Here is a 13,571-nt window from a genome sequence, read left to right as displayed (position 1 = left end):
GATGGCTCGGGTCCTGACGGTCATCCTGAACTGGCGCACCGCCCCGATGACGCTGCGCTCGGCCGAGGCGGCGATCCGCGCCATGGACGGCATCGAGGGCGGCATCGTCATCGTCGACAACGACAGTGGCGACGGCTCCGAGGAGGTGTTGCGGCGCGCGGTCGCCGAACGCGGCTGGGACCGGGTGCGGGTGATCCAGTCCGGCCGCAATGGCGGCTTTGGTGCCGGCAACAATGTCGGCATCCGCGCCGGCCTGCCCGATGGCGGACGCCCGGATTTCGTCTATCTGCTGAACTCGGACGCCTTTCCCGCGGCCGACGCGATCCGGCTGCTGCTGGATCACCTGCAGGCCAGTCCGGGCAGCGGCATGGCGGGCAGCTATATCCACGGCACCGACGATGCACCGCATGTGACCTGCTTCCGCTTCCCCTCGGTCGCCTCGGAACTCGAGGGTGCCGCGCAGACCGGCCCCATCAGCCGGCTTCTGCGCCACGCGATCATCCCCCAGCCGATCCCCCAGCGGACCACCCGCATGGACTGGGTCGCGGGCGCCAGCCTGATGATGCGACAGGACATGCTGGACCGGATCGGCGCCTTCGACGAGGAGTATTTCCTCTACTTCGAAGAGACCGACCTGTGCCTGCGCGCCGCGCGGGCGGGCTGGCAGACCGATTACGTGCCCGCCAGCCGGGTGGCGCATATCGGCTCGGCCTCGACGGGCATGAAGGAATGGGCGCGGACGCCGGGCTACTGGTTCGACAGCCGGTGGCGCTATTTCCGCAAGAACCACGGCCTCGCGACGGCCATCGCGGCGACCCTGGCGCAATCGGCGGGGCTTGCGATCAACCGGCTGCGCCTGATGCTGGGATCGTCGCGGCGCAGTGGCGGCCGGCGATTTGCCCGCGACCTGCTGGCCCATGACATCCGCGCGCTGGCGACCGGCATCCGCCCGGCCGCCATTCATCCCGACGATGTTTCCGTCACCGAGAGGACGACATGACGCAGACCGCCCTGTTCATCGGCAATGAATCCCTGCTGATCCAATGCGCCAGCCAGTGGCGCGACCGCGGTCACGGCATCGCCGCGATCCTGACCCGCGACCCGGCGATCCGCAGCTGGGCCGAGGCGCAGGGGATCCGGGTGGCGGCGCAGGCCACGACGCGCGAGCCGGGCGATCTGGCCTATGACTGGCTGTTCAGCGTGGCCAACCTGTCGCTGGTGCCCGATGCGCTGCTGACGCGGGCGGCGAGGGGGGCGATCAACTTTCACGACGGCCCGCTGCCGCGCCGGGCGGGGCTGAACACGCCGGCCTGGGCGATCCTTCAGGGCGACAGCCGGCACGGCATCACCTGGCACCTGATCGAGGGCGGCGTGGACGAGGGCGACATCCTCGAACAGCGGCTGTTCGACATCGCCCCCGACGACACCACCCTGACCCTGAATGCCCGCGCCTTCGAGGCGGCGATCGACAGCTTTGGCGCGGTGATCGACCAGGTCGAGACCGGGCTGCGCCGGCAGCCGCAGGACCTGTCGCAGCGTGGTTACCACGCCCGCGCCGACCGCCCTGCCGCGGCCGCGCTTCTGGATGTCGGCAGTCCGCGCGAGGCCGCATGGCGGCTGATCCGGGGTCTGGATCACGGCGACTATCCGAATCCGCTGGCGCTGGCCAAGGTGGCGCTGGACGGCCGCGTCATCGCCGTGTCGCATGGCGAACCGGCCGAGGGCGCGGGCGCGGCCGGCACCATCCTGGCCGCATCGGCCGACGCCCTGACGGTGATGTTCGCCGATGGCGCGCTGCGGCTGACCGGGCTGAAGCCGCTTGACGGCGGCGAGATCGACCCGGCCGCGCTGTCGGGTCGGGTCATCCCGAGGCCGGCCGAGGGACCTGACCTGACCGGGGCGATGGCTGCGGTGGCGCCGGGCGAGGGCTATTGGCGCACGGCGCTGAAATCATTCGCCGCGGCGACGGTGCCCCTGGCGCGGGCCGCGCAGGGCGACGCGGACTGGCAGGCGCTGCCGGTCGAGGGCGCGCCGGGCGATCTGCTGGTGGCGGTCGCGCTGCTGGCCAGCACGCTGTCGGGCGGCGAGGCGGTGGATCTGGCCCTGCACGATCCGGCCGGGCCGCGGGCGCCCGGCTATCTGTCCGACTGGGTGCCGCTGCGCGCCCATGCCGACCCCTCCGAGACGACGGCGGCGCTGCGCGCGCGCATGGCCGCGCAGGTGGAACGGGCGCGCCTCCATCCGGCCTTCGCGCTGGACCTGCCGCTGCGCGACCCGGCGATCGACCTGCCGCAACGCCCGCAGATCGGTGTGGCGGCGGCGGGCGATGCCCCCGTCCCCGGCACGGTGATCTCGCTGGCGCCGGAAAGCGGGCGGCTGCATGTCGACGCCGCCCGGATCGGGCGCGGCGCGGCGGAACTGCTGGCCGCGCGTCTGTCGCATCTGGCCCGTGCGACGGCGCAGGGCGGCCAGGTCGGCGACATCGCGCCGATGCCCGCGACCGAACGCGAGCAGGTCGTGACCGGCTGGAACCGGACGGCGCGCGAGATCCCCGACATCTGCATCCACCACGCTTTCGAGGCGCAGGTGGCGCGCACGCCCGATGCCGTCGCGCTGACCGTCGAGGATCGCGATCTCAGCTATGCCCAGTTGAATGCCCGCGCCAACCGCGCGGCCCATGTGCTGCGCGAGATGGGCGTCGGTCCCGGCACGCTGGTCGGCATCCATACCGGCCGCAACGAACATCTGCTGGTCGGGACGCTGGCGATCATGAAGGCCGGCGGCGCCTATGTGCCGCTGGACCCGAGCTATCCCGCCGACCGGATCGCGCTGTATGTCGAGGACAGCGGCTGCCCGGTGATCGTGACCGAGGCGGCGCTGTCGCAGGGGCTGCCGGCCCATGGCGCGGGCCTTCTGGTGCTGGATCAGGACGCACGCATCGGGGCCGCGGCCTCGGACAATCCCGACAGCGGCGTGACGACCGACGACCTGGCCTATCTGATCTATACCTCCGGCTCGACCGGGCGGCCCAAGGGCGTGATGCTGGAACATCGCAATGTCGCGAACTTCTTCGCCGGCATGGATGACCGCATTCAGCATGACCCCGCAGGGGTCTGGCTGGCCGTCACCTCGCTGTCCTTCGACATCTCGGTGCTGGAACTGTTCTGGACGCTGGCACGCGGCTTCCGGCTGGTGCTGATGGGCGATGCCGAACGCGGGCTGGTCTCGGGCGGCGCGGCGGTCAGCGACACCAGGATGGATTTCAGCCTGTTCTACTGGGGCAATGACGACGGCGTGGGACGCGAGAAGTATCACCTGCTGCTGGAGGGCGCGAAATTCGCCGACCAGCACGGCTTCTGCGCGGTCTGGACGCCCGAGCGGCATTTCCACGCCTTCGGCGGCCCCTATCCGAACCCCTCGGTGACCGGCGCGGCGGTCGCGGCGGTGACCCGCAACCTCGAGGTGCGGGCCGGCAGCTGCGTGGCGCCCCTGCACCATCCGATCCGCATCGCCGAGGAATGGGCGGTGATCGACAACCTGACCAATGGCCGCACCGGACTGGCCATCGCCTCGGGCTGGCACCCCGAGGATTTCGTGCTGCGTCCCGAGAACACGCCGCCCGAGAACAAGCCCGCGATGTATCACAGCATCGACATCCTGCGGCGGCTGTGGCGGGGCGAGACGGTGGCCTTTCCGATGGCCGGCGGCAAGATGGTCGATGTGCTGACACAGCCGCGCCCGGTCTCGGACGAGATCAACATCTGGGTGACGACTGCCGGCAATCCGGCAACCTGGCGCGAGGCGGGCGAGTTGGGTGCCCATGTGCTGACCCATCTTCTGGGCCAGACCATTGAGGAGGTGGGCGAGAAGATCGCCATCTACCACCAGGCGCTGCGCGACAGCGGCCGCGATCCGTCGAAATACCGGGTGACGCTGATGCTGCACAGCTATCTGGCGGCGGACCGCGACACCGCGCGCGAGGTCGCCCGACAGCCGATGAAGGATTACCTCGCCTCGGCGGCGGCGCTGGTCAAGCAGTATGCCTGGGCCTTCCCGGCCTTCAAGAAGCCGCAGGGCGTCAGCAACCCGATGCAGATCGACCTCGGCAGCCTCAGCGACGAAGAGAACGAGGCGATCCTCGACTTCGCCTTCAACCGCTATTTCGAGGATTCGGGCCTGTTCGGCACCGTCGACGAGATGCTGCCGCGCGTCGAGCAGCTGAAGCGGATCGGCGTGACCGAGATCGCGGCGCTGATCGACTACGGCATCTCCCGCGATCAGGTGCTGGAGGGGCTGAAGCCGCTGGCCGAACTGCTGGCCCGCAGCAATGCCGGCAGCGCGCCGGCCGCGGATGACTTCTCGATCGCGGCGCAGATCCGGCGCCACGGCGTCACGCATCTGCAATGCACGCCCTCGATGGCGCGGATGATCGCGATGAACGACGATGCTCGCGCCGCGCTGGCCCGCGTCCGGCACCTGATGATCGGCGGCGAGGCGCTGTCGGGATCGCTGGTCGCCGATCTCAACCGGGCCAGTCCGGCGGGGATCGAGAACATGTATGGCCCGACCGAGACGACGATCTGGTCCACCACCGCGACCGCCGACGCGGCCGAGCCGGTGGCCAGCATCGGCACGCCCATCGTCAACACGCAGGTCTATGTGCTGGACGAGGCGATGCAGCCGGTGCCGGTCGGCGCGCCGGGCGAGTTGTGGATCGGCGGGGCAGGGGTGGCGCGCGGCTATTGGCGCCGCGACGATCTGACCGCCGAACGCTTCAAGGCGAACCCGTTCCATCCGGGCCGCATGTACCGAACCGGCGATCTGGTGCGCTGGCAGGCCGATGGGCGGCTGGAATTCCTGGGACGGGCCGATCATCAGGTCAAGCTGCGCGGCTACCGGATCGAGCTGGGCGAGATCGAGGCCGTGGCCGAGGGCTTTGCCGGCGTGCGGCAGGCGGTGGTCATGGCGCGCGAGGACCAGCCCGGCGACATGCGGCTGGTGGCCTATGTGACCGGCGACAGCTGGCTGTCGACCGAGGCGCTGCGCCAGCATCTGGCGCAGGTCCTGCCTGCGCACATGGTGCCCGCCCATGTGGTCAGCCTGCCCGAGTTTCCGCTGACCCCGAATCGCAAGGTCGATCGCAAGGCGCTGCCGGCGCCGGCCGACGCCGCGGCGCCCCCGACCGGCGAATATGTGGCACCGGCGCTTGGCGTGCAGGCTACCATCGCGCAGGTCTGGTCGCGCATCCTCAACCGCCCGCAGATCGGCGCGAGGGACAATTTCTTCGCCCTCGGCGGCCATTCGCTGCTGGCCGTGCAGGCGCATCGCGAGATCAGGCAGGCGCTGGGCGGCGGGGTCAGGCTGTCGATCACCGACATCTTCCAGTTCCCGACGCTGGAGGCGCTGGCCGGGCATCTGGGCGGCGGCGAGGCGGCCAATGTCGCTGCGCAACCGACGGCCGAGGCGGCGGCGGGCGCCGAGGATCGCGCCGCGGCGCGGGCCAAGGCGATGTCCGATCGCCGCGCGCTGCGCGCCGGACGCGGGCAGGGCTAGCCATGATCGGGCTGGCGCGGATCCTGGCCGGCCTCTTTCCCGACGGTGTCGGGCATGGGGTCGTGCCGATCGGTGCCGGCGGTGAATTGTGGCCCGGAGAGGCCGAGGCGGTGGCCGGCGCGGTCGATCACCGCCGTGCCGAATTCGCGGCCGGACGCCATGCGGCGCGCTGTGCGATGGCCGCGGCCGGGCTGTCCGGGGCGGCGATCCCCGCCGCGCCGGATCGCGCGCCGGTCTGGCCCGAGGGGGTGGTCGGCAGCATCACCCATGCCGAGGATGTCGCGCTGGCGGTGGCGGCGCCCGACACGCTGGTGGCGGGGCTGGGCCTCGATGTCGAGCCCGACGCGCCACTGCCGCGCGATGTGCTGTCCGAGATCTGCGACGGCGGCGAATGCGCCTGGCTTGCCGGCCAGACCGAGCCGCTGCGATGGGCGCGGCTGATCTTTTGCGCCAAGGAGGCAGCGTTCAAGTGCCAGTATCCGGCCAGCTGCGCCCTGTTCGGCTTTGACGCCATGTCGGTCCGCGTCGATCCCGCCGCCGGCGCGCTCGAGGCGGTGTTCAACCGCGCCTATGCGCCCTTTCCGGCCGGCGCACGCCTGCAGGGCCGCTTTGCCCGGACCGGCGGGCTTGTCGTCGCAGGCTTCCTGCGGCAGGTCGGCTGAGATGAGCGGTCAGGGGGGCGTGCGATGAACCGGCGTTTGGGAATTCTGGGCGGATTCGGCCTGCTGGGGGCGGCGGCCCTTGGCGCCGGCCTGTTGGTGCGCCAGCGCCGCGCGGGGGCCCCGGCTCCCTTGCCGATGATGCCGGCCGAGGCCTTCGCCGCCGCGCATCGTCCGCTGTCGCCCCCGTCCGGGCCGCTTCGGGTCTATCATCTCGGCCACAGCCTCGTCGGGCGCGACATGCCGGCGATGCTGGCCCAGCTTGCACCGCCCGGGCACGACTATGCCTCGCAGCTTGGCTGGGGGGCGACGCTGCGGTCGCACTGGCTTGGTCCCGACGAGGTGCCCGGCTTTGCCGAGGAAAATGACCATCCGGCCTACCGCCCTGCTCAGGAGGAGTTGCGCGGTGGCGGCTATGACGCCCTGGTGCTGACCGAGATGGTCGAGATCCGCGACGCGATCAAATGGCATGCCAGCGGCAATTACCTGGCGGAATGGGCGCGGCTGGCGCGGGGGGCGCGGCCCGATATCCGGCTGTATCTCTACGAGACCTGGCACCGGCTTGACGACGAGGCGGGCTGGAGCCAGCGCATCGCCGCGGATTCGAAGCCGCTGTGGCAGGACGAGGTGATGCGCCGCGCGATGGGGGCCGACGGCGTGGGGGTCATCTACCGCATCCCGGGTGGCGCGGCGCTGGCGGCGGTGGCGCTGGCCGCCGAGGCGGGCGAACTGCCGGGGCTGACCCGCCGCGAGGACCTGTTCGCCCGCACGCCCCAAGGCGAGGTCGACCAGATCCACGCCGGCGACCTTGGCAACTATGTCGTCGCGCTGGCGCATTATGCGGTGCTGTATCATCGCAGCCCCGAGGGCCTGCCCGCCGCGCTGCTGCGCGCCGATGGCAGCGCGGCGCAGGCCCTCGCGCCCGAGGCCGCGGCCCGGGCGCAGCAGCTGGTCTGGCAGGTGGTGTCGGGCGATCCGCTGACCGGGGTGGCCGCATGACGCCGCTTGCCCTGCTGAACGACATCCTCTTCGTGGGTCTGGGCCTTCTGGGCCCGGAACTGCCGCAGATGGTCGAGGCGGCGGGGCGCATGTCGGGTCAGCAGACCGTGGTCGAGACGCGCACCGCGCCCGAAGGGCCGCTGGGCTATCACTGGCTGAACGCCGCGGCCGGGCCGGGCATCGATCCGCGCCTGGCGCTGGCCTCGGGCCGCATCGACCAGGTGGTGATGACCGAGGCGCTGCCACTGGCCGACAGCCTGCGCCGGCACCGCAGCGTCGATTACGCCAGCCGCTTCCGCGACCTGGCGCTGCGGGCCAATCCCGATGCGCAGACCTATCTTTACGAAAGCTGGCCGGCGCTGACCGCCGTCGGCCCGCAGCCCTGGCGCGACGCGGTGGCCGAGGCGGCGCCGCTGTGGCAGGCCTTCGTGGCCGCCGTCAACAAGGATGGCCGCAAGCCGGGCGACGCTCCGCCGATGCGGCTGATCCCGCTGGCGCAGGGGCTGCTGGCGCTGTCCGATGCGATCACCGCGGGCGAGGTGCCGGGGCTGGACGATCTGTCGCAGCTGTTTTCCGACAACCGCCAGCTGAACGGGCGCGGCACCTATTTTGCGGCGATGCTGATGCATGCCTCGCTCAGCGGCGAGGACCCCACCGGGCTGCCGGTCTGGCTGGGCCGCAACCGCCCCGCCAGCCTTGACGAGGCGGTGACCGCGCCGATGGCCGAGGCGATGCAGCGCATCGCCCTGCGGGTCAGCGGTCAGGCGACGGGCCCCCGCGACGCGGCGCAGCGCCGTCAGGCCGAACTGCTGGTCAACGCGACCGTCTCGGACGCGGCGCAGCGGCCGCTGTGGCAGGACCCCGAGGCGTCCTATCTGGGCGGCGTCAACCAGCCCGGCATCGCGTACAACCTGTCCAGCGTCAACGACTGGTCGGTCGAGCAGCCCTTTCTGGACGTGTTCAAGACCGCGCGGCCCTGGATCGGTCACCTGCCGGGCCAGTGGGGCGGCTTCGACGCGCCGCTGCTGCGCGAGGCGGGATATCTCGATGCCGAGGGCTGGCCGCTGCGGATGCCCGGCGAGGTCACGCATCTGAGCACGCTGATCCTCAGCGGGCTGGACGCGCGGATGATCTCGGTCGCGGGGCGCTATGTGCTGCGCTATCAGGGATCGGGCCGCATCGAGATCGAGGGCCGGGCCCGCAACATCAGCTACGAGCCGGGGCGCATCTCGTTCGACTACGCCCCCGGCCCGGGCAGCGTGATGATCCATCTGCGGGCCACCGACCCCGGCGATCCTGTCCGGCGCATCAGCGTGGTGCGGCAGGACCGCCTGCCGCTGGCGGATGCCGGGCAGATCTTCAACCCCGATTTCCTGGCCCGCCTGCGCGGTGCCGAGGTGCTGCGCTTCATGGGCTGGATGCGCACCAACAACGCGACGCTGCGCACGGTCGCCGACCTGCCCTCGGTCGATGACTATGTCTGGAGCACCGACCGCGGCGTGCCGCCCGAGGTGATGGTGGCGCTGGCCAACGAACTGGAACTGGACCCGTGGTTCACCCTGCCGCATCTGGGCGATGACGAGCTGATGCGCAGCTATGCGAGGCGCGTGCGCGACCGGCTGGATTCGGGGCGCCGGGCCTGGGTCGAGTTCTCGAACGAGGTCTGGAACTGGGCCTTCGACCAGAGGGCATGGGCCGACGAACAGGCGCTGGCGCTGTGGGGCGTCGAGGGGGCGGGCATGCAATATGGCGCCTGGCGGGCGGCCCAGGTCGCCGACATCTGGGCCGAGGAGTTCGCGCCCTCGGCCGCGGGCCGGCTGGTGCGGGTGATCGGCACCTTCACCGGCGCGACCGGCTCTGAGCAGGACATGCTGATGGCGCCTGCCTGGAAGGCCGCCGATCCCGAGAGCTGGGAACCTCTCGCGGAATCATTCGATGCCTATGCGATCACCGGCTATTTCTACGCCAATCTCGAGGATCCCGGACGCATGGCGATGCTGCGCGATGCGCTGAAGGCCAGCCGCGAGAGGGCCGAGGCGCAGGCGCGCCAGCGCGGCCTGTCGGGTGCGGGGCGCGACAGCTATGTGTCCGCGCATCGCTTCGATCAGGCGATCGAGCAGGCGATCACCGAGTTGCGCGCCGGCGCGCTGTCCGGCAAGCCCGAGGGCACGGTGCAGTGGACGATCTCGCAGCTGTTCCCCTATCATCGCCGCGCCGCCGCGCAGCTTGGGCTGGAACTGGTCATGTATGAGGGCGGCAGCCATGTCGTCGCCTCTGGACCCGCGATGAACGACGCGGAACTGACGGAATTCCTCGTGGCGCTGAACTATGCGCCGGGCATGGGCGATCTTTACCGCCGCCTGCTGGCGGGCTGGCGCAAGGTCAGCGATCAGCCCTTCAACTTCTACACCGCCATCGACACACCCGGAGAATACGGCAGCTGGGGCGTGCTGCGCTTTCTGGACGACCAGAACCCCCGCTGGGACGCCGTCGCGGAGCCCCAGAAATGACCCCCGCGCCGCGCCTCAGCGTGATCCTGCCGGCCAGCAACGAAGAGGCATGGCTGGGCGACTGCCTCGCCGCGCTGATCGCGGGCGATCCGGTGCCGGGCGGCGCCGAGGTGATCGTGGTCGCGAATGGCTGTCGCGACCGCACCGCCGATGTGGCCCGGACCATGGCGCCCGCCGCCGCCGCCGCAGGCTGGCCGCTGCAGGTCATCGAACGGGCCGAGGGTGACAAGATCGGTGCGCTGAACGCCGGCGACTCCGCCGCGCGGGGCGCGCTGCGCGCCTATCTGGATGCCGACGTGATCGTCAGCCCCGCGCTGATGGCCGATCTAGCGACGGCACTGGCCGATGCGCCCGGTGCCGCCTATGCCAGCGGAACCGCGACAATTCCCCGCGCCGACAGCGCCGTGACCCGCGCCTATGCGCGGCTGTGGCAACGGCTGCCCTTCGCGCGCAGCGAGGCACCCGGCTACGGGCTTTTCGCCGTCAACGCCGCCGGCCGGGCCCGGTGGGGTACGTTTCCGCGGATCATCTCGGACGACACCTTCGTGCGGCTGCACTTCGCGCCGCAGGAACGCATCGGCGTCGCCGCCCCCTACAGCTGGCCGATGGTCGAGGGCTGGTCGCGGCTGGTGCGGGTGCGCCGGCGGCAGGATGCCGGCGTCACCGAGATCGCGGAACGCTGGCCGCATCTGCTGGCCAATGAGGGAAAGCCTGCCTTGGGCACGGGCGGGGCCTTGCGGCTGGCCTTGCGCGATCCGGTGGGCTTTGCGGTCTATGCGGCGGTGTCGGTCGCGGTGCGCCTGCGGCGCGGCGGCGGTGCCGGCTGGTCGCGCGGCCGATGAATTTGTCTCGAATGGCTGCGATCTTCGACTATCGCCGCGACGCCGGACAGGCTAGGCCGGTGGCGCCGCCGGTCGCGGCCTGAGACGAGGTTCGGCGTGCGTATCGGGTATCTGTTGAACACCTATCCCCAGTCCAGCGTGACCTTTGTGCGGCGCGAGATCCACGCGCTGGAACGGCTGGGCTGGCAGGTGCATCGCTTTGCCATGCGCAGCGACCGCGCGGCCCTGGTCGATCCGGCCGACGTCGCGGAATACGACCGCACCGAACTGGTCCTGCAGGCCGGTGCGCCTCGGCTGGCCAAGGCTGCGCTGCGCCTTGCGCTGACGCGGCCCCACGGCTTCGCCCGTGCCCTTGCCCGTGCCTGGCGGATGGGCGGCAGGTCGGCGCAGGGCCGGCTGCGGCACATGATCTATCTGGCCGAGGCGGCCCATGTCGCCCACCGGACCGAAGCCCTGGGACTCGTTCATCTGCACGCCCATTTCGGCACCAACTCGGCCACCGTGGCGGCGCTGGTGCAGGATCTGGGCGGGCCGGGCTTCAGCTTCACCGTGCATGGCCCCGAGGAATTCGACAGCCCGCAGGCCCTGAGCCTTGGCGAGAAGGTGGCGGCGTCGGCCTTTGCCGTCGCGATCTCGTGGCATGGCCGCAGCCAGCTGAGCCGCTGGGCTGCCTATGCCGACTGGCCGCGCATCCGGGTGATCCATTGCGGGATCGAGCCCGGTCGCTTTCCCGAACCCGGACCGATGCCCGCTGAAGGGCCGCTGCGGCTGGTGACTATCGGCCGGTTCGCCGAGCAGAAGGGCCAGCTGCTGCTGCCCGAGGCCCTCGCGATGGCGCGCGCGCGTGGGGTCGACCTGCACCTGACGCTGGTGGGCGACGGCCCGATGCGCGCCGAGATCGAGGCTGCGATTGCCCGGCATGGTGTGGCCGATGCGGTGACGCTGACCGGCTGGCTGGACGAGGCCGGCGTGCGCCGGGTGCTGGCCGACAGCCATGCGCTGGTGCTGCCCAGCTTTGCCGAGGGGCTGCCGATGGTGGTGATGGAGGCGATGGCCGCGGGCCGGCCGGTGATCGCCACGGCGATCGCGGGCAATCCCGAACTGGTCCTGCCGGGTGAGACCGGCTGGCTGGTGCCGGCGGGCGATGCCGAGGCGCTGGCCGATCTGTTCGCCACCGCCGCCGCCACGCCGGCCGCGCGACTGGCCGAGATGGGCCGGGCCGGGCGGGCGCGGGTGATGCAGCGCCATGACATAGACCGCGAGGCCGCGAGGCTGGCCCGCCTGATCGAGGAAGCGATGCGGCCATGAGACCCCTGACCAGCTATCTTTCGGGAACCAGCATCACCCAGAGGGTGCTGCGCGGTTCGGCCATCTCGGGGATGGGGTATTTTCTCAGCCAGGGCATCCGGCTGGCCAGCAACCTGATCCTGACACGGCTGCTGTTTCCCGACGCCTTCGGGCTGATGGCGCTGGTGACGATGTTCGTCCTCGGCGTGGTGATGATGACCGATGTCGGGCTGACCCCCTCGATCATGCAGAGCAAGCGGGGCGACGACCCGAAATTCCTCAACACCGCCTGGTCGGTCAAGATGATGCTGCACGGCTTCTACTTCGTGGTGATCTGCCTGCTGGCCTGGCCCGCGGCGCAGTTCTACGACGCGCCGCAGCTGGTGCAGCTGATGCCCGCTGTCGGGGCAAGCCTGCTGATCGGCGGCTTGGTGTCGCCCAATATCGAACATGCGATGCGCCATATCCGGCTGGGCATGGTCACCAAGATCGACCTTGCCAGCCAGGCAGCCTCGGTCGCGGCGATGGTACTGTTCGCGCTGGCCACCCGGTCCATCTGGGCGCTGGTCTTCGGGCAGTTCGTCGCGGCGGGCGTCAAGGCGGCGCTGACCCGTCACTATCTGCCCGGGCCCGCCACCCGGTTCGAGATGGACCGCGACGCCCTGCACGAGCTGATCCATTTCGGCAAGTGGATCACCCTCAGCTCGGCCTGCGGTTTCGTGCTGTCGCAGGGCGACAAGGCGGTGCTGGGCAAGTATCTGAGCCTCGAGCAGCTGGGCGTCTACAATATCGGCTTCTTCCTCGCTTCATTCCCGATGGCGCTGGCCGAGAACATCACCGGCCGCACCATCATCCCGGTCTATCGCGACAGCCCGCCGCAGGAGTCGGCGCAGAACTTCGCGACGGTGCGGCGGATGCGGATGGGGCTGTCGGCGATCGTCATGTCGATGATCGCGGTGATGGCACTTGGCGGGCCGTGGATCATCGACCTGCTCTATGACATCCGCTACCAGGGCGCAGGCCCGATCGTGGCGCTGATCGCCTGCGCGCAGGTGCCGGTCGTTCTGGGCATGACCTACCCGCAGGCGGCGCTGGCGGCCGGCGACAGCCGCAGCCCGTCTCTGCTGACCATGCTGCGGGCCGGGGTGCAGATCGCGGCCTTCCTGATCGGCGCCGAGATGGGCGGGCTTGCCGGGGCCATCATCGGGCAGATGCTGGCCGGCTGGGTGCTGCATCTGTTCATCATCCGTCTGGCGATCCGGCACCGGGTCTGGGACCCGCTGCATGACGCGCTGTTCGCCGCGGTTGGCCTGCTGGTGACCTTCGCGGGGATGTCGCACATGGTGATCGGCGGCTGAGCCGGCCGCGCGGGGCTGCCCGGCGGGTCAGCCCTTCGGAAGATAGGGAATGCCGCCGGCCAGATCGGTGTCGTCGATGACGTGAAAGTTGCTGATGCTGCCGGCCTTGCGGCCTTCGGCGAAGGGCGCGTAGTCGGGGTCCGCCGCGAAGGCCGCAACCGCCTCGCGCGACGGGAACTCGATCAGCGCGATCAGGGTGCTGCCGGGGGGCGCGCCCTCGATCGTCTCGATATTGCCGCTGCGCGACAGGTATCGGCCGCCATGCCGGGCCGCGATGTCATGCACCTTCGCGGCATAGTCGGGCACCCAGGCGTCGTCCGTCACCGTGACATCCGCAATCAGATAGACAGGCATCGCGTCTCC

At 70.7% G+C, this 13,571-nt stretch carries 9 protein-coding genes; 8 read left to right on the top strand and 1 reads right to left on the bottom strand.

The annotated features are described in order from the left end of the window. The first annotated feature begins 1 nt into the window (after window position 1). From Q5Y72_RS02670 to Q5Y72_RS02635, 8 genes are all read left to right on the top strand, one after another. Entirely contained in the window at window positions 2-1,000 is a 999-nt protein-coding gene (locus Q5Y72_RS02670) for a glycosyltransferase family 2 protein (protein ID WP_305961873.1), read from the top strand. Further along, a complete protein-coding gene (locus Q5Y72_RS02665; protein WP_305961872.1) occupies window positions 997-5,553 on the top strand; it encodes a MupA/Atu3671 family FMN-dependent luciferase-like monooxygenase in 4,557 nt (1,518 codons plus the stop codon). The genes Q5Y72_RS02670 and Q5Y72_RS02665 overlap by 4 nt, the downstream gene beginning before the upstream one ends. 2 nt (window positions 5,554-5,555) lie before the next feature. Beyond that, window positions 5,556-6,215, top strand: a complete 660-nt coding sequence (locus Q5Y72_RS02660) for a 4'-phosphopantetheinyl transferase family protein (RefSeq protein ID WP_305961871.1) — start codon at window positions 5,556-5,558, stop codon at window positions 6,213-6,215. 24 nt (window positions 6,216-6,239) lie between these two features. Continuing rightward, a complete protein-coding gene (locus Q5Y72_RS02655) occupies window positions 6,240-7,211 on the top strand; it encodes a hypothetical protein (RefSeq protein WP_305961870.1) in 972 nt (323 codons plus the stop codon). After that, on the top strand, window positions 7,208-9,721 hold the full coding sequence (locus Q5Y72_RS02650; RefSeq protein WP_305961869.1) for a hypothetical protein: 2,514 nt from the start codon (window positions 7,208-7,210) through the stop codon (window positions 9,719-9,721). The genes Q5Y72_RS02655 and Q5Y72_RS02650 overlap by 4 nt, the downstream gene beginning before the upstream one ends. Then, window positions 9,718-10,563: a glycosyltransferase family 2 protein gene (locus tag Q5Y72_RS02645; RefSeq protein WP_305961868.1), complete on the top strand. Its 846-nt coding sequence runs from the start codon at window positions 9,718-9,720 to the stop codon at window positions 10,561-10,563. Before Q5Y72_RS02650 ends, Q5Y72_RS02645 begins: the two co-directional genes overlap by 4 nt. 96 nt (window positions 10,564-10,659) lie before the next feature. Then, a complete protein-coding gene (locus Q5Y72_RS02640; protein WP_305961867.1) occupies window positions 10,660-11,871 on the top strand; it encodes a glycosyltransferase in 1,212 nt (403 codons plus the stop codon). Next, the gene (locus Q5Y72_RS02635) at window positions 11,868-13,208 is read left to right on the top strand and encodes an oligosaccharide flippase family protein (RefSeq protein ID WP_305961866.1); all 1,341 of its coding nucleotides are present in this window, start codon (window positions 11,868-11,870) and stop codon (window positions 13,206-13,208) included. The genes Q5Y72_RS02640 and Q5Y72_RS02635 overlap by 4 nt, the downstream gene beginning before the upstream one ends. A gap of 27 nt (window positions 13,209-13,235) precedes the next feature. Here Q5Y72_RS02635 and Q5Y72_RS02630 read toward each other — a convergent pair whose 3' ends face one another. Further along, window positions 13,236-13,562, bottom strand: coding sequence for a DUF1330 domain-containing protein (locus Q5Y72_RS02630; protein WP_305961865.1), 327 nt, complete (start codon window positions 13,560-13,562; stop codon window positions 13,236-13,238). Window positions 13,563-13,571 lie beyond the last annotated feature (9 nt).

This window comes from Paracoccus spongiarum, assembly GCF_030732095.1.
Taxonomy (GTDB): Bacteria; Pseudomonadota; Alphaproteobacteria; order Rhodobacterales; family Rhodobacteraceae; genus Paracoccus; species Paracoccus spongiarum.
Note: the sequence above shows the minus strand (reverse complement) of the source record. Positions and strands in the feature narration are given on the sequence as shown.

Bases quoted from the DNA above. Each gene is read 5' to 3' on its own strand.
- Q5Y72_RS02670 (WP_305961873.1), top strand. From the start codon at position 2: ATGGCTCGGGTCCTGACGGTCATCCTGAACTGGCGCACCGCCCCGATG.
- Q5Y72_RS02665 (WP_305961872.1), top strand. From the start codon at position 997: ATGACGCAGACCGCCCTGTTCATCGGCAATGAATCCCTGCTGATCCAA.
- Q5Y72_RS02660 (WP_305961871.1), top strand. From the start codon at position 5,556: ATGATCGGGCTGGCGCGGATCCTGGCCGGCCTCTTTCCCGACGGTGTC.
- Q5Y72_RS02655 (WP_305961870.1), top strand. From the start codon at position 6,240: ATGAACCGGCGTTTGGGAATTCTGGGCGGATTCGGCCTGCTGGGGGCG.
- Q5Y72_RS02650 (WP_305961869.1), top strand. From the start codon at position 7,208: ATGACGCCGCTTGCCCTGCTGAACGACATCCTCTTCGTGGGTCTGGGC.
- Q5Y72_RS02645 (WP_305961868.1), top strand. From the start codon at position 9,718: ATGACCCCCGCGCCGCGCCTCAGCGTGATCCTGCCGGCCAGCAACGAA.
- Q5Y72_RS02635 (WP_305961866.1), top strand. From the start codon at position 11,868: ATGAGACCCCTGACCAGCTATCTTTCGGGAACCAGCATCACCCAGAGG.
- Q5Y72_RS02630 (WP_305961865.1), bottom strand. From the start codon at position 13,562: ATGCCTGTCTATCTGATTGCGGATGTCACGGTGACGGACGACGCCTGG.